This is a genomic window from Bacteroides sp. MSK.18.37 (genome assembly GCF_019129155.2).
In the GTDB taxonomy this organism is placed as follows: domain Bacteria; phylum Bacteroidota; class Bacteroidia; order Bacteroidales; family Bacteroidaceae; genus Bacteroides; species Bacteroides ovatus.
In genome coordinates, this window is the sequence record NZ_JAHOIB020000001.1 from 2183042 (window position 1) to 2207663 (window position 24622).

The 24622-nt window shown below is 39.7% G+C and carries 37 protein-coding genes; 1 reads left to right on the plus strand and 36 read right to left on the minus strand.

The annotated features are described in order from the left end of the window. Positions 1-27 precede the first annotated feature (27 nt). From ftcD to KSX81_RS09210, 3 genes are all read right to left on the minus strand, one after another. Complete coding sequence (ftcD, locus tag KSX81_RS09200) at positions 28-930, minus strand: glutamate formimidoyltransferase (protein ID WP_195355573.1); 903 nt, start codon at positions 928-930, stop codon at positions 28-30. Positions 931-1095: 165 nt separating this feature from the next. Beyond that, entirely contained in the window at positions 1096-3093 is a 1998-nt protein-coding gene (locus tag KSX81_RS09205; RefSeq protein WP_217725772.1) for a urocanate hydratase, read from the minus strand. 377 nt (positions 3094-3470) lie between these two features. Next, positions 3471-4115 (minus strand): DUF6563 family protein, encoded by a 645-nt coding sequence (locus KSX81_RS09210; protein ID WP_004307524.1) that lies wholly within the window; start codon positions 4113-4115, stop codon positions 3471-3473. 318 nt (positions 4116-4433) lie between these two features. Between KSX81_RS09210 and KSX81_RS09215 the strand changes: the two genes are divergently transcribed. After that, a complete protein-coding gene (locus KSX81_RS09215; RefSeq protein ID WP_004296321.1) occupies positions 4434-6248 on the plus strand; it encodes a MutS family DNA mismatch repair protein in 1815 nt (604 codons plus the stop codon). 152 nt (positions 6249-6400) lie between these two features. On the opposite strand, the gene KSX81_RS09220 is transcribed toward KSX81_RS09215, so the two are convergent. The 33 genes from KSX81_RS09220 to fusA form a co-directional block, all read right to left on the minus strand. Further along, on the minus strand, positions 6401-6943 hold the full coding sequence (locus KSX81_RS09220; RefSeq protein ID WP_004296322.1) for a hypothetical protein: 543 nt from the start codon (positions 6941-6943) through the stop codon (positions 6401-6403). A gap of 112 nt (positions 6944-7055) precedes the next feature. Continuing rightward, a complete protein-coding gene (locus KSX81_RS09225; RefSeq protein WP_004296323.1) occupies positions 7056-7451 on the minus strand; it encodes a hypothetical protein in 396 nt (131 codons plus the stop codon). Positions 7452-7597: 146 nt separating this feature from the next. Continuing rightward, positions 7598-8101, minus strand: coding sequence for a 50S ribosomal protein L17 (gene rplQ / locus KSX81_RS09230; RefSeq protein ID WP_217725773.1), 504 nt, complete (start codon positions 8099-8101; stop codon positions 7598-7600). A 3-nt stretch (positions 8102-8104) separates the two neighbouring features. Continuing rightward, positions 8105-9097 carry a DNA-directed RNA polymerase subunit alpha gene (locus KSX81_RS09235; RefSeq protein ID WP_004296325.1) on the minus strand — a complete coding sequence of 331 codons (993 nt, stop codon included), beginning with the start codon at positions 9095-9097 and terminating at the stop codon, positions 8105-8107. An 11-nt stretch (positions 9098-9108) separates the two neighbouring features. Next, positions 9109-9714 (minus strand): 30S ribosomal protein S4, encoded by a 606-nt coding sequence (rpsD, locus tag KSX81_RS09240; protein ID WP_004296326.1) that lies wholly within the window; start codon positions 9712-9714, stop codon positions 9109-9111. A 118-nt stretch (positions 9715-9832) separates the two neighbouring features. Continuing rightward, a complete protein-coding gene (rpsK, locus tag KSX81_RS09245) occupies positions 9833-10222 on the minus strand; it encodes a 30S ribosomal protein S11 (protein ID WP_004296327.1) in 390 nt (129 codons plus the stop codon). Positions 10223-10233: 11 nt separating this feature from the next. After that, entirely contained in the window at positions 10234-10614 is a 381-nt protein-coding gene (gene rpsM, locus KSX81_RS09250; RefSeq protein WP_004296328.1) for a 30S ribosomal protein S13, read from the minus strand. Positions 10615-10647: 33 nt separating this feature from the next. Next, a complete protein-coding gene (gene ykgO, locus KSX81_RS09255) occupies positions 10648-10764 on the minus strand; it encodes a type B 50S ribosomal protein L36 (RefSeq protein WP_002558051.1) in 117 nt (38 codons plus the stop codon). Between the two features lie 8 nt (positions 10765-10772). Next, positions 10773-10991 (minus strand): translation initiation factor IF-1, encoded by a 219-nt coding sequence (infA, locus tag KSX81_RS09260; RefSeq protein ID WP_002558052.1) that lies wholly within the window; start codon positions 10989-10991, stop codon positions 10773-10775. 1 nt (position 10992) lies between these two features. Then, positions 10993-11790, minus strand: coding sequence for a type I methionyl aminopeptidase (map, locus tag KSX81_RS09265; protein WP_004296329.1), 798 nt, complete (start codon positions 11788-11790; stop codon positions 10993-10995). Between the two features lie 15 nt (positions 11791-11805). Next, positions 11806-13146 (minus strand): preprotein translocase subunit SecY, encoded by a 1341-nt coding sequence (gene secY, locus KSX81_RS09270; RefSeq protein WP_004296330.1) that lies wholly within the window; start codon positions 13144-13146, stop codon positions 11806-11808. A 4-nt stretch (positions 13147-13150) separates the two neighbouring features. Next, on the minus strand, positions 13151-13597 hold the full coding sequence (rplO, locus tag KSX81_RS09275; RefSeq protein WP_004296331.1) for a 50S ribosomal protein L15: 447 nt from the start codon (positions 13595-13597) through the stop codon (positions 13151-13153). Positions 13598-13629: 32 nt separating this feature from the next. Next, the gene (rpmD, locus tag KSX81_RS09280) at positions 13630-13806 is read right to left on the minus strand and encodes a 50S ribosomal protein L30 (protein ID WP_004296332.1); all 177 of its coding nucleotides are present in this window, start codon (positions 13804-13806) and stop codon (positions 13630-13632) included. A 9-nt stretch (positions 13807-13815) separates the two neighbouring features. Beyond that, a complete protein-coding gene (gene rpsE / locus KSX81_RS09285; RefSeq protein WP_004296333.1) occupies positions 13816-14334 on the minus strand; it encodes a 30S ribosomal protein S5 in 519 nt (172 codons plus the stop codon). A gap of 5 nt (positions 14335-14339) precedes the next feature. Next, the gene (gene rplR, locus KSX81_RS09290; protein ID WP_004296334.1) at positions 14340-14684 is read right to left on the minus strand and encodes a 50S ribosomal protein L18; all 345 of its coding nucleotides are present in this window, start codon (positions 14682-14684) and stop codon (positions 14340-14342) included. A 21-nt stretch (positions 14685-14705) separates the two neighbouring features. Further along, positions 14706-15275: a 50S ribosomal protein L6 gene (gene rplF, locus KSX81_RS09295; protein WP_004296335.1), complete on the minus strand. Its 570-nt coding sequence runs from the start codon at positions 15273-15275 to the stop codon at positions 14706-14708. A gap of 15 nt (positions 15276-15290) precedes the next feature. Further along, positions 15291-15686 (minus strand): 30S ribosomal protein S8, encoded by a 396-nt coding sequence (rpsH, locus tag KSX81_RS09300; protein ID WP_004296336.1) that lies wholly within the window; start codon positions 15684-15686, stop codon positions 15291-15293. A gap of 52 nt (positions 15687-15738) precedes the next feature. After that, a complete protein-coding gene (gene rpsN, locus KSX81_RS09305; RefSeq protein ID WP_004296337.1) occupies positions 15739-16038 on the minus strand; it encodes a 30S ribosomal protein S14 in 300 nt (99 codons plus the stop codon). A 5-nt stretch (positions 16039-16043) separates the two neighbouring features. Continuing rightward, positions 16044-16601, minus strand: a complete 558-nt coding sequence (gene rplE / locus KSX81_RS09310) for a 50S ribosomal protein L5 (protein WP_004296338.1) — start codon at positions 16599-16601, stop codon at positions 16044-16046. After that, complete coding sequence (gene rplX / locus KSX81_RS09315; protein ID WP_004296339.1) at positions 16601-16921, minus strand: 50S ribosomal protein L24; 321 nt, start codon at positions 16919-16921, stop codon at positions 16601-16603. Before rplX ends, rplE begins: the two co-directional genes overlap by 1 nt. A gap of 19 nt (positions 16922-16940) precedes the next feature. Further along, positions 16941-17306: a 50S ribosomal protein L14 gene (gene rplN / locus KSX81_RS09320; RefSeq protein WP_004296340.1), complete on the minus strand. Its 366-nt coding sequence runs from the start codon at positions 17304-17306 to the stop codon at positions 16941-16943. A gap of 2 nt (positions 17307-17308) precedes the next feature. Next, positions 17309-17578 (minus strand): 30S ribosomal protein S17, encoded by a 270-nt coding sequence (rpsQ, locus tag KSX81_RS09325; RefSeq protein WP_004296341.1) that lies wholly within the window; start codon positions 17576-17578, stop codon positions 17309-17311. Beyond that, the gene (rpmC, locus tag KSX81_RS09330) at positions 17575-17772 is read right to left on the minus strand and encodes a 50S ribosomal protein L29 (protein WP_004296342.1); all 198 of its coding nucleotides are present in this window, start codon (positions 17770-17772) and stop codon (positions 17575-17577) included. The genes rpsQ and rpmC overlap by 4 nt, the downstream gene beginning before the upstream one ends. A gap of 5 nt (positions 17773-17777) precedes the next feature. After that, positions 17778-18212 carry a 50S ribosomal protein L16 gene (rplP, locus tag KSX81_RS09335; RefSeq protein WP_004291234.1) on the minus strand — a complete coding sequence of 145 codons (435 nt, stop codon included), beginning with the start codon at positions 18210-18212 and terminating at the stop codon, positions 17778-17780. 23 nt (positions 18213-18235) lie between these two features. Continuing rightward, on the minus strand, positions 18236-18967 hold the full coding sequence (gene rpsC, locus KSX81_RS09340) for a 30S ribosomal protein S3 (protein ID WP_004296343.1): 732 nt from the start codon (positions 18965-18967) through the stop codon (positions 18236-18238). Between the two features lie 5 nt (positions 18968-18972). Further along, on the minus strand, positions 18973-19383 hold the full coding sequence (gene rplV, locus KSX81_RS09345) for a 50S ribosomal protein L22 (RefSeq protein WP_004296344.1): 411 nt from the start codon (positions 19381-19383) through the stop codon (positions 18973-18975). Between the two features lie 36 nt (positions 19384-19419). Continuing rightward, positions 19420-19689: a 30S ribosomal protein S19 gene (gene rpsS, locus KSX81_RS09350; RefSeq protein ID WP_004296345.1), complete on the minus strand. Its 270-nt coding sequence runs from the start codon at positions 19687-19689 to the stop codon at positions 19420-19422. Positions 19690-19709: 20 nt separating this feature from the next. Beyond that, positions 19710-20534: a 50S ribosomal protein L2 gene (rplB, locus tag KSX81_RS09355; protein WP_004296346.1), complete on the minus strand. Its 825-nt coding sequence runs from the start codon at positions 20532-20534 to the stop codon at positions 19710-19712. 5 nt (positions 20535-20539) lie between these two features. After that, positions 20540-20830: a 50S ribosomal protein L23 gene (rplW, locus tag KSX81_RS09360; protein ID WP_004296347.1), complete on the minus strand. Its 291-nt coding sequence runs from the start codon at positions 20828-20830 to the stop codon at positions 20540-20542. Between the two features lie 16 nt (positions 20831-20846). Continuing rightward, positions 20847-21473: a 50S ribosomal protein L4 gene (gene rplD, locus KSX81_RS09365; RefSeq protein WP_004296348.1), complete on the minus strand. Its 627-nt coding sequence runs from the start codon at positions 21471-21473 to the stop codon at positions 20847-20849. Next, positions 21473-22090: a 50S ribosomal protein L3 gene (rplC, locus tag KSX81_RS09370; protein WP_004296349.1), complete on the minus strand. Its 618-nt coding sequence runs from the start codon at positions 22088-22090 to the stop codon at positions 21473-21475. Before rplC ends, rplD begins: the two co-directional genes overlap by 1 nt. Positions 22091-22108: 18 nt before the next feature. After that, positions 22109-22414 (minus strand): 30S ribosomal protein S10, encoded by a 306-nt coding sequence (gene rpsJ, locus KSX81_RS09375; RefSeq protein WP_002558075.1) that lies wholly within the window; start codon positions 22412-22414, stop codon positions 22109-22111. A 79-nt stretch (positions 22415-22493) separates the two neighbouring features. After that, entirely contained in the window at positions 22494-24611 is a 2118-nt protein-coding gene (fusA, locus tag KSX81_RS09380; protein ID WP_004307538.1) for an elongation factor G, read from the minus strand. Positions 24612-24622: the final 11 nt, after the last annotated feature.

Sequence of the window (24622 nt, forward strand, 5' to 3'; positions counted from 1 at the left end):
TTGTGATTCATTCTATTTTCTTATTGACTATTCCATGATACGAGCTTCGAGAACTTGCTGCATGGTAAAGTTTTCGAGTCCGAGATAGTAGGAAGCGGTATCAATCAGAGCTTCCATCGGTACAAGACCGATTATTTCACTACCTACAATTGTAACACCGTAACGACGGGCTTCGATACGTACTAATTCGAAGGTACGGTAGAGTGCGGTACGGGTATAGTCGGTCATGTTAATGGATACTTGGGTAATGTTTCGCTCTTTCAGTTCCACTCCCATTGCTTTTACATAACGAAGTCCTCCATTGATATGGCGGATATTTTTCGCTATCTTAGTGGCTATCTCCATATTATCTGTACTTAGATTAATATTGTAAGCTACGAGTGGCATACGGGCTCCGATTGCTACGGTACCTGCGGTCGGATGTCGTTCAGCAGGTCCGAAGTCAGGTTGCCATTCGGGTAGTTTGATCTTTTCGGCCATTCCTTCAAACTCGCCTTTACGAACGGAGGCGAGATTTTCCCGGTGTGGCGCAGTAGCCGACTTTTCATACAGGAAGACGGGAAGATTATATAGCTCCGCAACTTTCGCCGCTACTTTTTTAGAGAGTTCGATGGCTTCTTCCATACTGGTGTTCTTAATCGGGATGAAAGGAATTACATCTACCGCTCCCATACGAGGATGTTGCCCGGTGTGCTGATTCAGGTCGATCAAACGGACAGCTACACCAACGGCTTCAACTACTGCTTCACACAGTGCTTCCGGCTCTCCCACAAGTGTGACAACCAGACGGTTATGATCTTCATCATTACTGTAATCAAGCAGTTTTACTCCGGCTTTACTACGGAAAGGGGCTACTATCTGATCTACTTTCTCCAAATCACGTCCCTCGCTAAAATTGGGGACACATTCAATAATCTTATTCCAACTCATATCAAATATCTATTATTATAGAGGTTATACTTTACTGAATAACTATATGTTTTACATCAAATAGCCACATGGTTTATCCAAAATAACAGCATGTTCAAACTGTTCCATATATTGTGGGAATTTATTCCTTCACATTATGGGAACGCTTTCTCTTATATTGTGAGACTACTTTCCCACAATAGATGGAACTATCTTCTTTATTAATTCTTCGTCCGCCACATACGGCATTGTTATCTGATAATCTCCAGCATGGGACTCATTAAATGCTTCACTCGTTTCCATCGCATGCGGATTACGCGCCCACGAACGGCGGGCTACTCCTCCCATTACGTCCCAAAGCATTGCCGAACGGAGTATTTCATCTACCCGTTCGCTACCGTCGCATACCATACCAAAACCGCCATTGATTGCTTTGCCGATACCGACTCCACCTCCATTATGCAAGGCTACCAGACTCATCCCACGGGCACAATTTCCGGCAAAGCATTGCACAGCCATATCTGCCATCACATTACTTCCGTCTTTGATATTTGACGTCTCCCGGAAAGGAGAATCCGTACCGCTGACATCGTGGTGATCTCGTCCCAGCATAATAGGGCCTACTTCACCCCGGCGAACCATCTCATTGAAATGGAGGGCTATCTTCATTCTTCCAACCGCATCCTGATAAAGAATACGTGCCTGTGTACCCACCACGAGTTGATTCTTTTCTGCATCCCGTATCCAATTATAGTTGTCCAGATCCTGACCGCGCCGATTGACGTCAATACACTCCATAGCCGCATGGTCTGTTTTTATCAGATCTTCGTGTTTACCACTCAAGCAGACCCACCTGAACGGACCGTAGCCGTAATCAAAGAGTTGGGGTCCCATAATATCTTCGACATAACTCGGCCAGATAAATCCGTCTTTTTCATCAACACCATTATAGGAGATTTCTTTTACTCCGGCATCGTATATGGCTTTCATGAAAGAGTTTCCATAATCAAAAAAATAAGTTCCGCGGGCTACCAATTTCTTGATGACCTCGAAATGACGGTGCAAAGATATGTCTACCAAGTGACGGAATTCCTCCGGCGATTCGTGAAGAAGGCGTGTGCGTTCCTCGAAAGTCAGTCCGGCTGGGCAGTATCCACCTTCGTAAACGGCGTGACAGGAGGTTTGATCGGATAATAGTTCGATCAAAATCTTTTCACGCTCGGCATACTCGAGCAGGTCTACTATATTCCCATGATAGGCAATGGAACAAGGTTCACGGCGTCGCATTGCTTCAGCTGCCATCCGGTATGCTTCTATGATATCTGCAGTCACATGCCCCACCCATCCCTGGCGGTAACGTGTTTCAATGCGTGAACGATCTACTTCGGCTATGATGGAGACTGCTCCTGCTATTTCGGCTGCTTTAGGTTGTGCACCACTCATTCCTCCCAAACCGGAAGAAATAAATAAGTGTCCCCGCAAATCTTGGTCTTGTGGAATGCCGAGTTTCAATCGTCCGGCATTCAGGAGGGTGTTGAAAGTGCCATGCACAATGCCTTGAGGACCGATATACATCCAACCACCAGCTGTCATCTGTCCGTAATTGGCAACTCCCATCTGGGCGGCAATATGCCAATTATGTTGATTGTCGAATTGTCCGATCATCATCGAATTGGTAATTATAACGCGGGGAGCATCGGGACGGGAGCGGAAAAGCCCCAATGGATGTCCGGATTCAATAACCAGTGTCTGTTCCTGGGTAAGTTCTTCCAGATATTGCTTAATCAGTCGATATTGCATCCAATTTTGGCAAACTTGCCCGGTTTCACCATAAGTAACAAGTTCGTAGGGATATAAGGCTATATCGAAGCAAAGGTTATTGTCAATCATTACCTGAAAGGCTTTGCCTTCAATACATTGCCCCTGATATTCATCAATCGGCTTTGCTTTCAAGTCTCCGGCAGGACGGAAACGGTATCCGTAAATCCGCCCGCGAGTGCGTAGTTCTTCCATAAATTCAGGAGCCAGTTGTTCGTGCCACTCGGAGGGAATATAACGCAAAGCGTTTTTTAAAGCTGTGATGGTCTGCGCCGGGGTAAGTGTATAACCACGGTCGGGAGCTCTCCGGATACCTTCTACAAAATCCGGATAAGGAGGTAGCGTGTTGCCAAGAGTTATTCTCATAATAAACAGAATTAAGGATTACAAACTGTAAGCAATACAGTCTTATAACTCTTCGCAATATAGAAAAAAAGAAGATAAAAGACAAGAGAAATAACAGATTTATTATCAGAAAGGCATTATTACATTTACTGCTTAATAGAATGGTAAGATACAGGCAATGTCAGGAGTCTCTTATGCTTTTATACAGATACAAATGCAGGTCTTTTATCCAAACGGACTAGTAGGGCTTTTATTAAAATGGATAGCGGATTTTTCCATTAAATCAAAGCTATGAGTTCTGTGTTATTTGCATAATCCGCACCCTAATCATATCACTATGACCATAATTGTATTATGAACATACTCTTTCTCTGCTATACCAACAGAGATCGACAAAATTACTTTTTTTGTTTATTCCGCAACTCCAACAAATATTTAAAGGTATGCTTCGCCTCCTGACTATCATCTTTCAAATATGCCTGTTTCAGTTCCGGATAATTCTTCAATAATTGAAGCATTTTATCTTTTCCTAGAAAATCGACTTTTCCTGTTTCACCATTTAGCTCATAACAGACGCGTTTCGTAACCAAACTTGAAGCGGCAAGAGCATCGCCAATATTCCCTCCCAGTTTTACGTCATCCTCTTCTACAAAGTTTCCTCCGATAACCGAACCTAGAGGCATGGCACAAAAATAGATATTTTTACCCAATTGAACGGCAGGGGCATACCATGCTCCAAAGCGTAACTTTTTATAGCGCAACTTACGACAATTCAAATATAAATCTCCTTTTTCGTCACGCACGGCAAAACAACGCTTCTTCAAGCGTCGACACATCGACTCGTCATCACCGGCCGTTATCCGGTAATCAGCCCCTCCTGTCAATACAATCTGATTTCTGGAACGTTTTTCTACACGCAACACGGCTGTTGTATCACCATGTTGAGCCAGCAACTCTTTCAGGTTGGAATAAATAATATTCTGCGCAATTAACGGAAGGCTAATCACGCTTATCAGCAAACATAAGATACATCCTTTCTTCATAAGCATCCTCCTTTCCTGTCTAACGCCTTTTCGAGTGGAAAGTTATAAATTTTAGCGGATAAATGCAAGAATGAGGAAAGAAATATTGAAAAAAAGCTGCTACCAGGAAATGCCCCCTACTCTTATTAAACGGAAACAGAACTTATATACCCCATTCCTTACAGCTAGTAAAGGCATTATCCAGACAAGTCATAATATGAGCTTGTTATTCCTTTCTATCTTCCGTTAATAAACAGTAAATCTGCTCTCGACAAAAACAAGCTCTTATCCCGACCGTCATGAATTATATTACCTTTGTGGAAAAGAATTAAATTTGTCATGGAAAAACAAGAACAGATCATTACTACATATCAGCAAATCATTCAGAAAACAGAGCTGGAGTTACAGAATGCACGGAAACGTATCTATTATATCAGTCTTCTCCGCCTGATCTTATTCGTAGGAGCTGTAGCAAATGCCATTATCTTTTGGTCTGATGGGTGGCTATGTCTCTCTGCTTTCGCTATCTTACCTTTTATCTTATTCATCTGGCTGGTAAAACGCCATAATTTCTGGTTCTACCGAAAAGACTTTCTGAAAAAGAAAATAGAAATCAATGAGCAGGAGCTACGTGCCATGCAATATGACTTTTCTGATTTTGATGATGGAAAAGAATTTGTTAATCCATCTCATCTCTACACTCTTGATTTAGACGTATTTGGCGAACATTCTCTTTTCCAATACATCAACCGCACTGCAACGCCTATTGGCAAACTGCATCTTGCAAACTGGTTCAATGCACATCTGGAAAACAAAGAAGCTATTGAACATCGCCAGGAAGCTATACATGAATTGTCCACAGACTTAGAATATCGCCAACAAATCCGCTTACTCGGCTTACTCTATAAAGGAAAACCTGCCGATACCACCGAAATCAAAGAATGGGCAAACAGTCCAAGTTATTATCGGAAGCGTACACTTCTACGCATCCTCCCGACAGCGGTAACGATCATTAATTTCTTATGTATAGGTCTAGCCATTTTAGGTATTATCTCGGCCAGTATTGCAGGAGGAGTGTTTGTTGGCTTTGTATTATTCAGCACTATTTTTTCTAAAGGAATCACTAAACTACAAACGACCTACGGAGAAAAGCTACAAATTCTTTCGACATACGCTGACCAGATTCTTCTCACTGAACAGAAAGAAATGCAAAGTCATATACTGCAAAAGTTAAAAACGGAACTTACAAGTCAGAATCAAACCGCTTCTCAAGCAGTACGCCAGCTTTCAAAACTGATGAACGCGCTCGATCAACGAAGCAATCTGCTAATAAGCACGATACTCAATGGACTGATATTCTGGGAGCTGCGCCAAGTGATGCGAATCGAGAAGTGGAAAGAAATCCACGCATCTGACCTTCCCCGCTGGATAGAAACCATCGGAGAAATTGACGCTTATTGTTCTCTGGCAACATTCGCATATAATCATCCGGATTACATCTATCCTACCATTGCTGCTCAATCTTTCCATCTGCAGGCTGAAGCTTTGGGGCATCCTTTAATGGATCGCAACAAATGTGTACGCAACGGAATAGACATTGAAAGACGTCCTTTCTTTATTATTATCACAGGAGCCAATATGGCAGGAAAAAGCACGTATTTACGTACTGTAGGAGTGAACTATCTACTAGCATGTATAGGGGCTCCCGTTTGGGCAAAGCGGATGGAAATATATCCGGCTCGCCTCGTCACCAGCCTTCGGACCAGTGACTCCTTAACCGACAACGAATCTTATTTTTTTGCCGAACTCAAGCGACTTAAATTAATCATAGATAAGCTTGAAGCAGGAGAAGAACTTTTCATCATCCTTGATGAAATATTGAAAGGTACAAACTCTATGGATAAACAGAAAGGTTCTTTCGCCCTCATCAAACAATTCATGCACATGAATACCAATGGCATCATCGCCACTCATGACTTGTTGCTAGGAACTTTAGTGGACTCCTTCCCACAAAATATCCGGAATTACTGTTTCGAAGCTGACATTACGAACAACGAACTCACCTTCTCTTACCAAATGAGAAACGGAGTTGCGCAAAATATGAATGCCTGCTTCTTAATGAAGAAAATGGGGATCGCCGTCATTAACGACTAATCCCCATTCCTTGTATAAAAATCAAAGTTTTCTATTGTAGTAACATCCAAAACCTGCTTTATTTAGTAGCAGCAAACTGAATATAAAACTTCAAGCTACCTGTTTTAATGTGTCGGAAAAAACTAAGTCAAACAGATTTTGTAGAGATACTTTTACTGCATTTTACTTTTTGTCAGAAACGCTATTACCGCTGAAGCTTGTTCATCAGTGAAATACTGCACTGACGTTATTGGCTGATATGTATAAGGTATAAACTGGAATAACTGTACAGCTGCAAACTTTTTATCAGCAGAAAGTATTACATCCATACGTATATTACCACTAGCCTCACTCTTTATATGCGAACCTGCTGAGAATGAACCCGAATTCACAAGATTCCTCAAAGCATCCATGTGTTTCAAATCAAAGAATATACTATGCTCTTTAGCCACACTTTTGGTTGGCAAATAAATAACTTCTTTTGATTTCCAGAAGAGACGGAAAATCCCCATAAGGAATAAACCTGTTCCCAGAACCATCAAAGCCATACTAACCGTAGAAGACTTATCATCCAATTCGAAAGTGGAAACAAAAGCTAAAATACCGACCAATAACATTACAGAAGAAATTAAAACTCCTGAAACACTTGTACGTTTTGCGATATCGGGGTGTGAAGATGCGAAGATAGTAGCATCAATCGTTTGAGTAGTTGCCATAATATTTAAAGTTTAAATTATTAGTAAAAATATAAAGATAAAAAGGATATAGTCACCGGTATTACAGAAGATACCAGTAACCACAAAATAAACAATACCAATAAATAGACTACTAAATAATTATACGCCTCAAAGTATATACATAGTATTCACTTGATGGCTGGCAATAATAGGAAGTTGTTGTACCATAAATCCGCCCCCAGTGTTGTGAAAGTGAGTTATCACGATCAGCACAACATTGTAGCGCATTTTTTAAAGAAAAGAAATATTCTCCAAGTTGTACACGTTGAATACGTGTTACAGATATCTGATGGCTTTGCAAGTTGTTCAGTTCAGCCACTGGCTTACCAGGAAGATCCGGTGCGCTGATTTCCCCATGCTGTCTCATTGCATATGTAATAGCACGCTCCTGTTCATCCACCACTTTCGCAGTAGAAACATTGCCTGCTATGCTATGAAAAGCAACAGTCAGCAACAGAAACAATATTACCTTTACAAATTTTGCCATATTCACCTGCAAATATAACAGATTCTCTCTATGAAAAGTTCTATTAAGATATATTTTAATGTATCTTAGTATTAGTAAACGGCAGACAAACAAAAAAGGCTACCTTGAGGGTAGCCTTTTTTATATCTATAAGAATAACTGTAAAATTATTCAGCTGATTCAGCTTTTGGTTCTTCAGCCTTAGGAGCTTCAGTTGCAGGAGCTTCAACAGCAGTAGGAGTAGCTTCAGCAGCTTTCTTCGAACGACGAGTACGAGTAGCTTTCTTAGCAACTTTTTCTTTAGCCATGTTTTCATTGTAGTCAACCAACTCGATGAAGCACATTTCTGCATTATCACCCAAACGGTTACCAGTCTTGATAATACGAGTATAACCACCCGGACGATCAGCAATCTTAACAGAGATTTCTTTGAACAGCTCTGTTACTGCAATCTTATCTTGCAAGTTGCTAAATACAACACGACGAGAGTTCGTAGTATCTTCTTTAGACTTAGTAATCAAAGGCTCAACAAACTTTTTCAAAGCTTTCGCCTTTGCAACAGTCGTAGTGATTCTTTTGTGCTTGATCAAAGAGCAAGCCATGTTAGATAACATAGCGCTTCTATGAGAAGCAGTACGACCTAAATGATTGAATTTTTTATTATGTCTCATTTTTTATTCTTTATCTAATTTATATTTAGAAATGTCGGTTCCAAACGACAGATTCAGACTTTCCAGCAAATCATCAAGCTCGGTAAGCGATTTCTTTCCGAAGTTTCTGAATTTCAGCAGGTCAGTTTTGTTGAATTGTACCAAGTCGCCGAGAGTTTCTACGTCAGCAGCCTTCAAGCAATTGAGGGCACGAACTGACAAGTCCATATCAACGAGTTTAGTTTTCAACAGCTGACGCATGTGCAATACTTCTTCATCAAACTCTTCATTGCCATCAGTATCATTACTTTCAAGCGTGATCTTCTCGTCAGAGAACAACATGAAGTGATAAATCAGAATTTTTGCAGCTTCTTTCAGCGCTTCTTTCGGATGTATAGAACCGTCGGTACTAATTTCAAGTACTAGCTTTTCGTAGTCAGTCTTCTGTTCTACACGGAAGTTTTCTACAGCATACTTGACATTACGTATCGGTGTATAAATAGAGTCAATTGGAATTACATTAACATCCGTGCAATACTCGCGATTCTCATCAGCAGGTACATAACCACGGCCTTTGTTAATTGTAATATCAATCTGCATAGTTGACTTAGAATCTAAATGACAAATAACTAATTCCGGATTTAACACTTCAAATCCAGTCAAATACTTACCTATGTCACCTGCTTTAAATTCACTGGAATTCTCGACAGTGATGCTCACTTTTTCGCTCTCGAACTCTTCAACTACTTGCTTGAATCTCACTTGTTTCAGATTCAAGATAATGTTGGTAACATCCTCTTTTACTCCAGGTACACTAGAAAATTCATGCTCCACACCATCGATTCTGATAGTAGTGATAGCAAAACCCTCTAATGAAGAAAGAAGGATTCGGCGTAATGCATTACCTACAGTAATACCAAAACCCGGTTCCAACGGACGGAATTCGAATTTACCGAATCTGGAGTCCGCCTCCAACATTAATACTTTATCAGGTTTTTGAAATGCTAATATCGCCATGAAATTAATTATTATTTAGAATACAATTCAACGATCAAATGTTCTTTAATGTTCTCAGGAATGTCTGCTCTTTCAGGTATGTGCAACATTTTACCAACCTTAGAAGCTTCGTCCCATTCCAACCAAGCATACTTGCTATGATTGAAACCTGCAAGAGAATTAGCAATTACTTCCAAAGATTTAGATCTTTCACGAACACCAATCAATTGTCCTGGTTTTACTGCAAATGAAGGGATGTTTACCACTTCACCATCTACAGTAATGTGCTTGTGACTAACCAACTGACGAGCAGCAGCACGTGTAGGAGCAATTCCCAAACGGAATACTACGTTGTCAAGACGGCCTTCCAACAATTGAAGGAGTACCTCACCGGTAATACCTTTAGCAGTAGCTGCTTTTTCAAACAAATTGCGGAATTGTTTTTCTAAAACTCCATAGGTGTATTTAGCTTTCTGCTTTTCACGAAGTTGCACACCATATTCAGAAGTTTTTCTTTTTCTTGAATTACCATGTTGTCCGGGAGGATAGTTCTTCTTTGACAAAACTTTGTCAGCTCCAAAGATTCCTTCACCGAATTTACGGGCGATTCTCGATTTTGGTCCAGTATATCTAGCCATTTCTTTTAAATATTTAATTGTTTATTCATGAACTTAATTTGTTGCAGCCGCGATTACAGAGAGAAATTAAATGTAATCCAAAAACAAAATCAAGATCATTGTGTAAGTTAAAGGTAAATTAAACTCTACGTCTTTTCGGAGGACGACAACCATTATGTGGAAGCGGAGTCACGTCAATGATTTCAGTAACTTCGATACCAGCACCGTGGATAGTTCTAATAGCAGACTCACGTCCGTTACCTGGACCCTTCACATATGCTTTTACCTTTCTCAGGCCAAGATCGAATGCAATCTTTGCACAATCCTGGGCAGCCATCTGCGCTGCATAAGGAGTATTCTTTTTAGAACCTCTAAATCCCATTTTACCAGCAGATGACCAAGAGATAATCTGCCCTTCACTGTTTGCAAGAGAAACAATAATATTGTTGAAAGATGAATGAACATGCAACTGTCCATTAGCGTCTACTTTCACATTTCTCTTTTTAGCTGCAACTGTTTTTTTTGCCATATCAACAATTATTATTTAGTAGCTTTTTTCTTATTAGCAACGGTTTTCTTTCTACCTTTACGAGTACGTGCATTGTTCTTAGTGCTCTGACCTCTAACAGGTAGACCAATACGGTGACGTACACCACGATAGCAACCAATATCCATTAATCGCTTAATATTCAATTGGATTTCAGAACGAAGATCACCTTCCACTTTATACTCTGCACCGATAATCTCACGAATCTTAGCAGCTTGATCATCTGTCCAGTCTTTAACCTTCAGATCTTTATCTACACCAGCTTTATCTAAAATTTTTGCTGAACTACTGCGACCTATTCCATATACATAGGTCAACGCAATTTCACCTCTTTTGTTCTGAGGTAAATCTACACCAACTATTCTTATAGCCATATACTTAATTATTTTTTTTGCAAAAATAACAAATTATCCTTGACGTTGTTTATACTTAGGATTTTTCTTGTTAATAACATACAAACGGCCATTACGTCTAACGATCTTACATTCTGGCGTGCGTTTCTTTAATGATGCTCTTACTTTCATATCTTATTTTATTTATATCTAAACACAATTCTTCCTTTCGATAAGTCGTAAGGAGACATTTCGACTCTCACTTTATCTCCCGGCAAGATCTTGATGTAATGCATCCGCATCTTACCTGAAATATGTGCAGTAATCTCATGTCCGTTTTCTAATTCAACACGAAACATTGCATTTGACAATGCTTCAACTATAACTCCATCTTGTTCTATTGCAGATTGCTTTGCCATATTATATTGCTTTATCTCCTAAAACTTCTTCTATGAATTTGAATGAAGACAAAATATCAGCTTCACCAGCTCCAACAGCTATCGTATGTTCAAAATGTGCAGCACATTTACGATCTCTGGTCCTCACAGTCCATCCATCACGTTCCATAATCACTTGTCGATCTCCCAATGTTATCATCGGCTCTATCGCTATGCAAAGGCCTCTTTTCATCAAAGGTCCATATCCTCTTTTACCATAATTAGGCACTTGAGGATCTTCGTGCATCTCTTTACCAATGCCATGACCAACAAACTCACGCACTACACCATAAGAGTGAGACTCACAATATTGCTGAATAGCATACCCGATGTCTCCGATTCTTTTGCCTTGCACTGCGTTCTGAATGCCAATATATAACGCTTCTTTAGTTACCTTCAACAAGTTACGAATTTCTTCGTCCACCTCTCCTACACAAAAAGTATAAGCAGAATCACCACAAAAACCATTCATGTAAGTTCCGCAATCCACTGATACGATATCGCCATCTTTCAGTACAATATCCCCTGGGATTCCATGTACAACCTGCTCATTAACAGAAGTACAAAGAGATGCGGGAAATGGTTCTCCATATTGATTCGGAAATCCTTTGAAAGTTGGAGTTGCCCCATGATCTCTAATGAACTCTTCAGCAACCTTATCCAACTCACGTGTAGTTACACCAGGTTTCACCAGTTTGGCAACCTCTGCAAGAGTTTTACCAACAAGCAGGTTACTCTGACGGAGCAATTCTATTTCATCTTCTGTTTTAAGAAATATCATTTCTAATCTAAAGAATTAATATGCCGCTACACCAGCGCGTCCTTTAATACGACCAGACTTCAACAAACCATCATAGTGTCTCATCAACAAATGACTTTCAACCTGTTGCAGTGTATCAAGAACAACACCTACAAGAATTAACAAAGATGTACCGCCGAAGAATTGAGCAAATCCTGCTTGCACTCCGAATATACCGGCAAAAGCAGGCATAATAGCAACTAAAGCCAAGAAGAAAGAACCCGGCAAAGTAATACGAGACATTATATCATCAATATACTCTGCTGTTTTCTTTCCCGGTTTAATACCAGGGATGAAACCATTATTTCTCTTCATATCCTCAGCCATCTGAGTCGGATTAATTGTAATTGCAGTATAGAAATATGTAAATAATATAATCATTACCGCAAAAACAAAATTATACCAGAAACTTGTATGATCTGTAAACGCATGCAAGAAACCGCCCGCATCATTTACATTTGAAAAACCGATAAACGTAATTGGAATAAACATGATTGCCTGAGCAAAAATGATAGGCATAACACCAGCAGCATTCACTTTCAAAGGAATGTATTGTCTAGCACCACCATATTGCTTGTTACCAACAATTCTTTTTGCATACTGTACAGGAATCTTTCTTGTACCTTGTACCAAAAGAATAGCAGCACCAATCACTAATAACAAGAATACGATTTCAATTATAAACATGATCAAACCACCACTCTTATTTGCTACTCTGGATACAACTTCTTGCAACAAAGCATCAGGGAAACGAGCGATAATACCAATCAAGATGATAAATGAAATACCGTTACCAATACCTTTATCAGTAATTCTTTCACCAAGCCACAAAATAAACATACTACCTGCTGCCAAAATAATGGTAGAGGTAACCATAAACAGAGTCCAATCTAATGAAGCATTTAAGGAAGGGCCAGCCTGCATTTTAAGATTGAGCAAATAAGAAGGGGCCTGAACTAACAATATAGCAATCGTCAAATAACGAGTATATTGATTCATTTTTCTTCTGCCGCTCTCACCTTCGCGTTGCAGCTTCTGGAAATACGGCACAGCGATTCCCAACAACTGGATTACGATAGATGCAGAGATATAAGGCATGATTCCTAATGCAAAAATAGAGGCATTAGAAAATGCTCCTCCAGAGAACATATTTAACAAGGCTAAAAGGCCTTCACTTGTTTGTTCGTGCAATTTTGCCAGCATTGCCGGATTGATACCCGGTAATACGACATATGATCCGAAACGGTAAATTGCCACAAACAATATGGTGATGAGGATCCGCTGTCTCAGATCCTCAATCTTCCATATATTCTTTAATGTTTCAATAGCTTTTCTCATTGAATCAGAGTTTTACTACAGTTCCACCAGCAGCTTCAATAGCAGCAGTTGCAGTCTTAGAGAATGCATGAGCTTCTACTTCCAGCTTGTTAGTCAGAGTTCCGTTACCCAATACTTTTACCAACTGATTTGAAGATATAAATCCTGCTTCGATAAAGTCGTTTACACCAATTTTTGCCAAGCTCTTAGCTTCAGCAAGTTTCTGGATAGTATCCAGATTGATGGCTTTATATTCTACACGATTGATATTCTTGAAACCAAATTTAGGAACTCGACGTTGAAGAGGCATCTGACCACCTTCAAAACCGATCTTCTTAGAGTATCCAGATCTTGATTTAGCTCCCTTATGACCTCTTGTAGAAGTACCGCCTAAGCCAGAACCAGTTCCACGTCCAATTCTTTTTCTTGTCTTAGTAGATCCCTCTGCAGGTTTTAAATTACTTAAGTTCATATTGTAATTTCGTTTTATTATTCAACAAATAATTACTTAACAATGGCAACCAAGTGTTTTACTTTATCTACCATCCCAAGAATTGAAGGAGTGCTTTCGTGTTCAACCACACGGTTCAGTTTACGAAGTCCCAGTGCATCGAGAGTTCTTTTCTGATCAGCTGGAGCACCAATTCTACTTTTAACTTGTTTAATCTTTATAGTTGACATATCTCCTCCTTATCCTCTAAATACTTTTTCAACACTAATACCTCTGTTCTGAGCAACCATTCTTGCATCACGCATTTCACTTAAAGCTTCGATTGTAGCTTTAACAAGGTTGTGCGGATTTGAAGAACCTTTAGATTTAGCCAAAACGTCAGTAACACCAACACTTTCCAATACAGCACGCATAGCACCACCAGCTACAACACCAGTTCCGTGAGATGCAGGTTTGATGAATACTTCAGCACCACCAAATCTAGCTGATTGTTCATGAGGAACAGTACCTTTCAAAATAGGCACTTTCACCAGGTTCTTTTTAGCTGATTCAACACCTTTAGCGATAGCAGCTGTTACTTCACCTGCTTTACCAAGTCCCCAACCAATGATACCTTCTTCGTTACCTACAACAACGATTGCAGAGAAACTAAAAGTTCTACCACCTTTGGTAACTTTAGTAACACGATTAATAGCAACTAATCTATCTTTCAGTTCTATATCGTTAGTAATCTTAACTCTATTATTAACTCCTGCCATAATGATTAAAATTTAAGTCCACCGTTACGAGCAGCATCAGCTACTTCTTTTACTCTCCCATGATACAAGTAACCATTACGGTCGAAAACAACAGTAGTTATACCTGCTTCCTGAGCCTTTTTAGCAATCATTTCACCCACTTTAGCAGCTTGTTCTTTTTTAGCAACTTTATCAGTCAAACCTAAAGAAGAAGCGGCAGCCAGTGTCTTACCAGAAAGATCATCGATAATCTGGACATAAATTTGCTTGTTACTTCTAAATACACTCATACGCGGACATTCAGTAGTACCCGAAATTTTGTTGCGTACTCTATATTTGATCTTAACTCGTCTTTCTATTTTTGTTGTCATAATAATCTAATTTTATATGAATTACTTAGCGCCGGCTGATTTACCAGACTTTCTACGAATTACTTCGCCAACAAACTTAATACCTTTACCCTTGTATGGTTCAGGCTTACGGAAAGAACGTATTTTAGAGCAAACTTGACCAAGCAATTGTTTGTCACACGATTCCAATATAATAAGAGGATTCTTATTTCTTTCAGACTTAGTTTCAACTTTTACCTCAGCAGGTAATTGAATGAAAATATTGTGTGTATAACCTAAAGCAAGCTCAATGATGTTACCTTGGTTAGAAGCACGATAACCTACACCAACAAGTTCCAGTTCCTTCTTGTATCCTTCAGATACGCCCACAACCATGTTGTGAACCAAAGAACGATACAAACCGTGGAAAGCATGTTTTTGCTTTGGGTTATCAAGCATTTCTTTATCGTTTTCTGTTAAAGTTACGTGTCCGTCTTCAATGGCAACATTGATAGCAGGATTCACATATTGGCTCATTTCGCCTTTGGGTCCCTTTACGGTAACCACATTATCCTTCAGAGTGACTGTCACTCCAGCAGGGATACTAATGGGTAATTTTCCTATTCTTGACATTCTAATTCCTCCTAATTAATATACATAACACAAGACTTCACCACCGATCTTCAGTTCTGCAGCCTCTTTGTTAGTCATTACACCTTTGGAAGTAGATATTATAGCAATACCCAACCCATTAATAACACGCGGCATATCTTTGTAACCAGTATACTTACGCATACCCGGAGAAGATATTCTTTCTAACTTTTTGATTGCGTTAACTTTGTTAACAGAATCATACTTCAAGGCAACCTTAATAGTTCCTTGAGGACCATCTTCTACAAACTTATAATTAAGAATGTAGCCTTTTTCAAAAAGAATCTTAGTGATTTCTTTTTTCAAGTTCGAAGCGGGAACTTCAACAACTCTGTGCTTTGCACCAATCGCGTTCCGCAACCTCGTTAAATAATCTGCTATTGGATCAGTCATATAAAAATAAATTAAATTAATCAGGACTACCCTGACAATATTTAAACAATAATTACCAGCTTGCTTTTTTTACGCCTGGGATCAGTCCGTTAGATGCCATCTCACGGAATTGAATTCTCGAAATTCCGAATTGACGAATATAACCTTTAGGACGTCCAGTCAGTTTGCAACGGTTGTGCATACGAATCGGATTAGAATTCTTTGGCAACTCTTGCAACTTCTGTGCAGCTTCAAAAGCATCAGCAGGATCACCTGTTCTTACGATTTGCTTCAAAGCAGCTCTTCTTTCGGCGTATTTGGCTACTAATTTAGCACGTTTTACTTCACGTGCTTTCATTGATTCCTTTGCCATATCTATTAGTCTTTTTTAGCGTTTTTAAAAGGTAAACCGAATTCCTTCAGCAAGGCATAACCTTCTTCATCTGTTTCCGCAGAGGTTACAAAGGTAATATTCATTCCGAGAATTCTTGTAATACTATCGATATTTATTTCAGGGAAAATGATTTGTTCCTGAATACCAAGGGTATAGTTACCTTTACCATCAAACTTACTTTCGATACCTTTGAAGTCACGAATACGAGGAAGAGCTACACGAACCAATTTTTCAAGGAATTCGTACATTCTTTCACGACGTAAAGTTACCATAACACCAATCGGCATTTTTTTACGCAACTTAAAGTTTGCGATATCTTTACGAGAAATGGTAGCTACAGCTTTCTGACCTGTGATAGCTGTCATTTCATTGATTGCAACTTCGATAATCTTCTTATCAGCAACAGCCATACCTAACCCTTGATTGATAACAATCTTCTTAAGTACGGGTACCTGCATTGTAGAAGAATACTGGAACTGTGATTTCAATGCAGGTGCTATACGCTCTGCATATTCTTTCTTAAGACTAGCAGTATTACTCATTACTTAATCTCCTCTCCTGATTTTTTAGAATAACGCACTAAAGTTCCTTCCGAACTCTTTTTTCTCCCAATACGCGTTGCTTTACCAGTTTTTGGATCAACCGGGTTCAAGTTTGAAATGTGGATAGAAGCTTCCTGCTTCACGATACCACCTTGCGGATTCTTAGCATTCGGTTTTGTGCTTTTAGATACCATATTGATACCTTCTACAAATGCACGTCCTTCTTTAACAAGAACCTTCAATACACGACCAGTTTTGCCCTTATCTTCGCCAGCATTTACGTAAACTGTATCGCCTTTTTTAATATGTAATTTACTCATTACTTAAATCTTTTACAAATTAAAGTACCTCAGGCGCAAGTGACACAACTTTCATGTTTGTAGCACGAAGTTCTCTTGCTACAGGACCGAAAATACGACTACCTCTAATTTCACCTGCATTATTCAACAACACGCAAGCATTATCATCAAAACGTATATAAGAACCATCAGGACGACGGATTTCTTTCTTTGTACGTACAATCAAAGCCTTTGATACTGCACCTTTTTTAACATCACTAGAAGGGATAACACTCTTCACTGAAACTACAATGACATCCCCCACTGAAGCATAACGACGACCTGTACCACCCAAAACGCGGATACACAACGCCTCTTTCGCTCCACTGTTATCACATACTGTAAGTCTGGATTCTACTTGTATCATAATTACTTAGCTCTTTCAATTATTTCTACTAATCTCCATCTTTTAGTCTTGCTCAAAGGACGAGTTTCCATGATGCTTACAGTATCACCGATATTGCATTCATTCTTTTCATCGTGAGCATGGTACTTCTTCGTTTTACTAACGAACTTACCATATATAGGGTGTTTTTCCTTAAATTTGGCAGCAACTGTGATGGTCTTATCCATCTTATTGCTCAACACAACCCCTGTTCTTTCTTTTCTTAAATTTCTTGCTTCCATCAAGCTGATCATTTATTGTTAAGTTCTCTTTCGCGCAATTCTGTTTTCATACGCGCAATAGTCCTGCGTAATTGTTTGATTTGAGCAGGATTTTCCAAAGGAGAAATAGAATGATTAATAACCATTTGGTTATAATTAGCTGTTTCCGCCTCTACTCTTTCTACTAAATCATTAGTAGTCATTTCTTTTATTTCTGCAATTTTCATAACACTTACGCATTTTGATTTTGAATATCATAATCACGTCTTACGACAAACTTCGTTGTAATAGGAAGCTTTTGAGCAGCTAAGCGCAATGCTTCTTTCGCGATTTCGTAAGATACTCCTTCAGCTTCAATAATGATTCTACCCGGAGTCACAGGAGCCACAAATCCCTCTGGAGCACCTTTACCTTTACCCATACGTACATCGGCAGGTTTTCTAGTGATCGGTTTATCCGGGAATATACGGATCCAGATCTGTCCTTGACGTTGCATATATCTTGTTACTGCAATACGAGCAGCTTCGATCTGACGGCCTGTAATCCACTTAGTCTCCAAAGCCTTTATGCCAAAAGAACCAAAGGCCAGCTGGTTGCCTCTCTGGGCATTACCTTTCTGACGGCCTTTTTGTTGTCTTCTGAATTTTGTCTTTTTCGGTTGTAACATAGTTTCCTAAAATTCAAATTCGTTTAGCGATTATTTTTCTTTCTTTTGAAGTTCTTTCCGCCGTTGTTTCCACTATTGTTTCCACGACCACTTTCTTTGCTTTGTGTAAAGTTCGGAGCCAATTCTTTCTTACCAAACACTTCACCTCTACAAATCCAAACTTTGATACCTAAAAGACCTACTTTAGTCAATGCTTCTGCATGACAGTAGTCGATATCAGCTCTGAAAGTGTGCAACGGAGTTCTTCCTTCTTTATACATTTCAGAACGGGCCATTTCAGCTCCATTCAAACGTCCTGAAATCTGAATTTTGATACCTTCAGCACCCATACGCATTGTGTTTGCGATAGCCATCTTGATGGCACGGCGATAGGCAATTTTACCTTCAACCTGGCGAGCGATGTTGTTAGCAACAATCACAGCATCCAGTTCCGGTCTCTTCACTTCAAAGATATTGATTTGAATATCTTTGTCGGTAACCTTCTTCAACTCCTCTTTTAACTTATCAACTTCTTGGCCACCTTTACCGATAATAATACCCGGGCGAGCAGTGCAAACAGTAATAGTAACGAGCTTCAGCGTACGTTCAATTACGATTCTTGATACACTTGCTTTTGCAAGTCTTGCATTAAGATATTTACGGATTTTGCTATCTTCCAGCAAAGAATCACCGTAATCATTTCCACCATACCAGTTAGAATCCCATCCTCTGATAATTCCTAAACGGTTGCTTATTGGATTAACTTTTTGTCCCATCTACCTTAATTTTGATCTTCGTTATTACTTTTAGCACCAACGAACAATGTTACGTGATTTGAACGTTTGCGAATTCTATAACCTCTACCCTGTGGTGCCGGTCTCATTCTTTTGAGTGTAGCTCCACCATCAACAAAAATCTGTGTTACGAACAACTCGCCACTTTCCGCTTTACGTTCGTTTTTCTGTTCCCAGTTAGCAATTGCAGAGCGAAGCAATTTTTCCACTCTTGCAGCAGCTTCTTTTGAAGAAAATTTCAAAACACCAAGTGCTCTGTTCACTTCCATACCACGGATCATGTCTGCAACCAGACGCATCTTACGCGGAGAAGTAGGAACATTTTGCAATTTTGCAAAATACATGGTCTTAAGGGCTTCTTTTCTCTTTTCAGCCGATATTTTTTTTCTTGCTCCCATTATTATTTATTACTTTATTATTTCAAATAAATCCTGTTATCTTTTCTTGTTACCAGCGTGTCCTCTGAATGTACGAGTTGGAGCAAATTCGCCCAACTTGTGTCCTACCATATTCTCGGTAACATAAACAGGAATAAATTTATTTCCATTGTGAACTGCAACTGTATGGCCTACAAAATCAGGCGAAATCATTGAAGCTCTGGCCCAAGTCTTTACTACGACTTTCTTACCTGATTCATTCATGGCAAGAATTCTCTTTTCAAGCTTAACGTTAATATATGGACCTTTTTTTAATGAACGACTCATAGTTTACTCAATTAATCAGATTACTTTTTTCTTCTCTCAATAATGTACTTAGACGACTGTTTCTTAGGAGCTCTAGTCTTAAGTCCCTTAGCGTACAATCCCTTACGTGATCTTGGGTGACCTCCAGAAGCACGTCCTTCACCACCACCCATCGGGTGATCAACCGGGTTCATTACAACACCACGGTTACGAGGACGACGTCCTTGCCAACGAGAACGTCCAGCTTTACCTGAACTTTCCAATCCATGATCAGAGTTACCTACACTACCGATAGTAGCTTTACAAGTGCTAAGAATCTGTCTAACTTCACCTGAAGGCAACTTAATTACACAATACTTACCCTCACGAGAAGTCAACTGAGCAAAGTTACCAGCTGAACGAACCAGAGCAGCACCCTGTCCCGGACGTAATTCGATATTGTGAATCACAGTACCCACCGGAATGTTTTGAAGAGGAAGAGCATTACCAATCTCTGGCGCTGCTGTTTCACCTGACATCAGAGTCGCACCAACTTGCAATCCATTGGGAGCAATAATATATCTTTTTTCTCCATCAGCGTAAAATAACAGAGCGATACGAGCCGAACGATTCGGATCGTATTCAATTGTTTTAACTACTGCTGGAACACCGTCCTTATTTCTCTTGAAATCAACAATTCTAATCACCTTTCTATGACCGCCACCAATGTAGCGCATAGTCATCTTACCTTCGCTGTTACGACCTCCAGATGATTTCTTACCATATACAAGAGACTTTTCTGGTACTGATGCAGTAATTTCTTCGAAAGTACCAATAATTTTATGTCTTTGCCCCGGTGTTGTGGGCTTAAATTTACGTACTGCCATTTTTATTAAATATTGCTATAAAAATCAATAGTATCTCCTTCTTTCAATGTCACGATTGCTTTTTTGAAAGCATTCGTACGACCATTGATGATACCTGCTTTGGTATAACGGCTCTTATTTTTGCCAGCATACTTCACAGTATTCACATCAACTACTGTAACATTATAAAGAGCTTCAATTTCCTTCTTAATTTCCAGTTTGTTAGCTTCAGGACGTACAACAAAGCCGAAACGATTCAGCTTATCTGTGATTGCAGTCATTTTCTCTGTTACCAACGGTTTAATAATAATTCCCATTATTTAAGCCTCCTTTTTAAATTAAGATATTGTCAATAGCCTTCAGAGAGTTTTCAGTAAGCACAACAACCCCAGCATTCAATACTCTGTAAGTATTTAATCCCGAGATAGTCTGCACATTAGCACCCTCAATGTTACGAGCTGACAAATATACGTTTTTATTTGCTTCCGGTAAAATTACAAGTAGCTTTTTATCGGAAACTTTAAGATTTTTTGTCATTGCAACGAAATCTTTTGTCTTAGGAGCTTCAAATGTGAAATCCTCAACGACAACGATTGCATCGTTTTGAGCTTTATAAGACAAAGCTGACTTACGAGCCAATGTCTTAACTTTTTTATTCAACTTGAAGAAGTAGTCTCTTGGTTTCGGACCGAAAACGCGGGCACCACCTACAAGAACCGGTGAGTTCATATCACCACGACGAGCTCCGCCACCACCTTTCTGGCGACCGATCTTACGAGTTGAACCACTGATTTCACTTCTTTCTTTTGACTTATGAGTACCCTGACGCTGATTGGCCATAAACTGTTTTACGTCCAAATAGATAGCGTGGTCGTTGGGCTCAATTCCGAAGATAGATTCGTTTAACGTAACCTTTCTCCCAGTGTCTTCACCTTTAATGTTATATACGTTAACTTCCATTATTTCTCAATTAATACGATTGAACCTTTGCAACCCGGGATTGAACCTTTAATCAAAAGAAGGTTATGATCCGCGATTACTTTTAATACCTGCAAGTTTTGTACAGTGACTCTGTCACCACCAAGTTGTCCACCCATGCGCATTCCCTTGAATACTTTTGCAGGGTAAGAACAAGCACCAATAGAACCCGGTTTACGAGCGCGGTTGTGCTGTCCGTGAGTAGCCTGACCCACACCACCAAAACCATGTCTTTTTACTACACCCTGGAAACCTTTACCTTTAGAAGTTCCAACAACGTCAACAAAGTTAGCATCGTTAAACATCTCTACGGTAATAGTATCACCCAGATTCAAATCTGTTCCAAATTCTTTGAACTCAGCCAAGTGTCTCTTCGGTGTTACTCCTGCTCTTTTAAAATGTCCCATCAACGGTTTAGTTGTATGTTTTTCCTTTTTGTCCTGGAAACCCAACTGAACAGCTGCATAGCCATCTTTTTCTACAGTTTTAACTTGAGTAACAACACAAGGACCTGCTTCGATAACAGTGCATGGTACATTTTTACCATCGGCACTGAAAACGGATGTCATTCCGATTTTTTTTCCTAATAATCCTGGCATTTCACTAATTTTTAATTATCAAACTTTAATTTCTACTTCCACACCACTTGGCAATTCCAACTTCATCAGAGCATCTACTGTCTTAGCTGTTGAGCTATAGATGTCGATCAATCTCTTATAAGAAGAGAGTTCAAATTGCTCACGAGACTTTTTGTTTACGAAAGTCGAACGGTTCACAGTAAAGATACGCTTGTGCGTAGGCAGAGGTATCGGACCGCTAACAATAGCACCTGTAGCTTTTACAGTTCTTACAATTTTCTCAGCTGACTTATCAACCAAGTTGTGGTCGTAAGATTTCAATTTAATTCTAATTTTCTGACTCATTATTTTTTTAATTAATACATTTATAATAAGATAAAGCGGCAGGCTAAGAGTCATTCGCTAGCCTGCTGCTTTAGATATTTTAGAGTAAATCAGCACGTCCTTTTACTTCTTCCAATACAGCCTTAGCAATAGAAGAAGAAAGTTGAGCGTGATGAGAGTAAGTCATTGATGAAGTTGCACGACCAGAAGTGATAGTACGTAAAGCTGTTACATAACCAAACATTTCTGCCAGCGGAACCATCGCCTTCACGATACGGGCACCAGAACGACTAGATTCCATACCTTCAACCTGTCCACGACGTTTGTTCAAGTCACCGATAACATCACCCATATTCTCTTCCGGAGTTACAACTTCCAGTTTCATGATAGGTTCCATCAAAACAGGACCTGCCTTAGCACATGCATTTTTATAAGCCTGCATTGCACAGATTTCGAATGACAACTGATCAGAGTCAACCGGATGGAATGAACCATCAACCAAAGTAACTTTCAATGAATCCAGCGGATAACCTGCCAAAACGCCACTCTTCATGGCATTCGTAAAGCCTTTCTGAACAGCAGGAATAAATTCCTTAGGAATGTTACCACCTTTCACTTCGTCAACAAACTGCAAACCACCCAAAGTGAAATCTGCATCAGCCGGACCAATATTCACGATGATATCAGCAAACTTACCACGCCCACCAGATTGCTTCTTATATACTTCACGCAAATTAACTGTCTTCGTGATAGCTTCTTTGTAGTTAACCTGCGGCTTACCCTGGTTACATTCTACCTTGAACTCACGTTTCAAACGATCAATAATGATATCCAAGTGAAGCTCACCCATACCAGAAATAACCGTCTGACCTGTCTGTTCGTCTGTCTTCACAGTAAACGTCGGATCTTCTTCAGCCAATTTAGCCAAACCGTTAGACAGCTTATCCATATCCTTCTGCGTCTTAGGTTCTACAGCGATACCGATAACTGGTTCCGGGAAGTCCATAGATTCAAGTACGATCGGAGCGTTTTCATCACACAAAGTATCACCAGTGTGAATATCCTTAAAACCTACACCTGCACCGATATCACCAGCACCGATTACTTCAACCGGATTCTGTTTGTTAGAGTGCATCTGGAACAGACGAGAAACGCGTTCTTTCTTACCAGAGCGAGAGTTGTAGATATAAGAACCTGCTTCAATTTTACCTGAATAAACACGGAAGAAAGTCAAACGACCTACATATGGGTCAGTTGCGATCTTAAATGCTAAAGCTGATGTTTTTTCATCATCACTTGGTTTACGATCTTCTTCAGCTCCAGTATTAGGATTTGTACCTATTACATTCTCTGTATCAAGCGGAGAAGGCAAAAAAGCACAAACATAGTCAAGCAATGTCTGAACACCTTTGTTCTTGAAAGAAGACCCACAAAGCATGGGGACTACGGCCATCTGAACTGTTGCATTGCGAAGAGCTCTCAACACTTCTTCTTCAGTAATAGTAGAAGGATCATCGAAATATTTCTCCATCAAAGCATCATCAAATTCAGCTACTTTTTCAAGCATCTTGTCTCTCCACTCGTTAGCTTCATCGACAAGTTCTGCCGGAATTTCCTCAACACTGTAGTCAGCACCCATTGTTTCATCGTGCCAATAAATAGCTTTCATTTTGATAAGATCAACAAGACCTTTAAAAGATTCTTCAGCACCAATAGGAACAACAATCGGACACGGATTAGCTCCAAGCACATCCTTCATCTGGCGAACTACTTCAAAGAAGTCTGCACCAGAACGGTCCATCTTATTAACATAAGCAATACGAGGAACGTTATATTTATCAGCTTGACGCCATACAGTTTCTGATTGGGGCTCAACACCACCAACAGCACAATAAGCAGCCACAGCTCCATCAAGGATACGCAATGAACGTTCTACCTCTGCAGTAAAATCAACGTGCCCCGGAGTGTCAATCAAGTTAATTTTATAAGTATCACCAGCATATTTCCATCTTGTTGTTGTAGCAGCAGATGTAATAGTGATACCACGTTCTTGCTCCTGTTCCATCCAGTCCATAGTAGCAGCACCATCATGAACTTCACCTATTTTGTGAGTCAATCCAGTGTAGAACAGGATACGTTCAGAAGTAGTTGTTTTTCCGGCATCGATGTGAGCCATGATACCGATATTACGAGTTAAATGTAAATCATGTTTAGCCATCTTCTAATTCC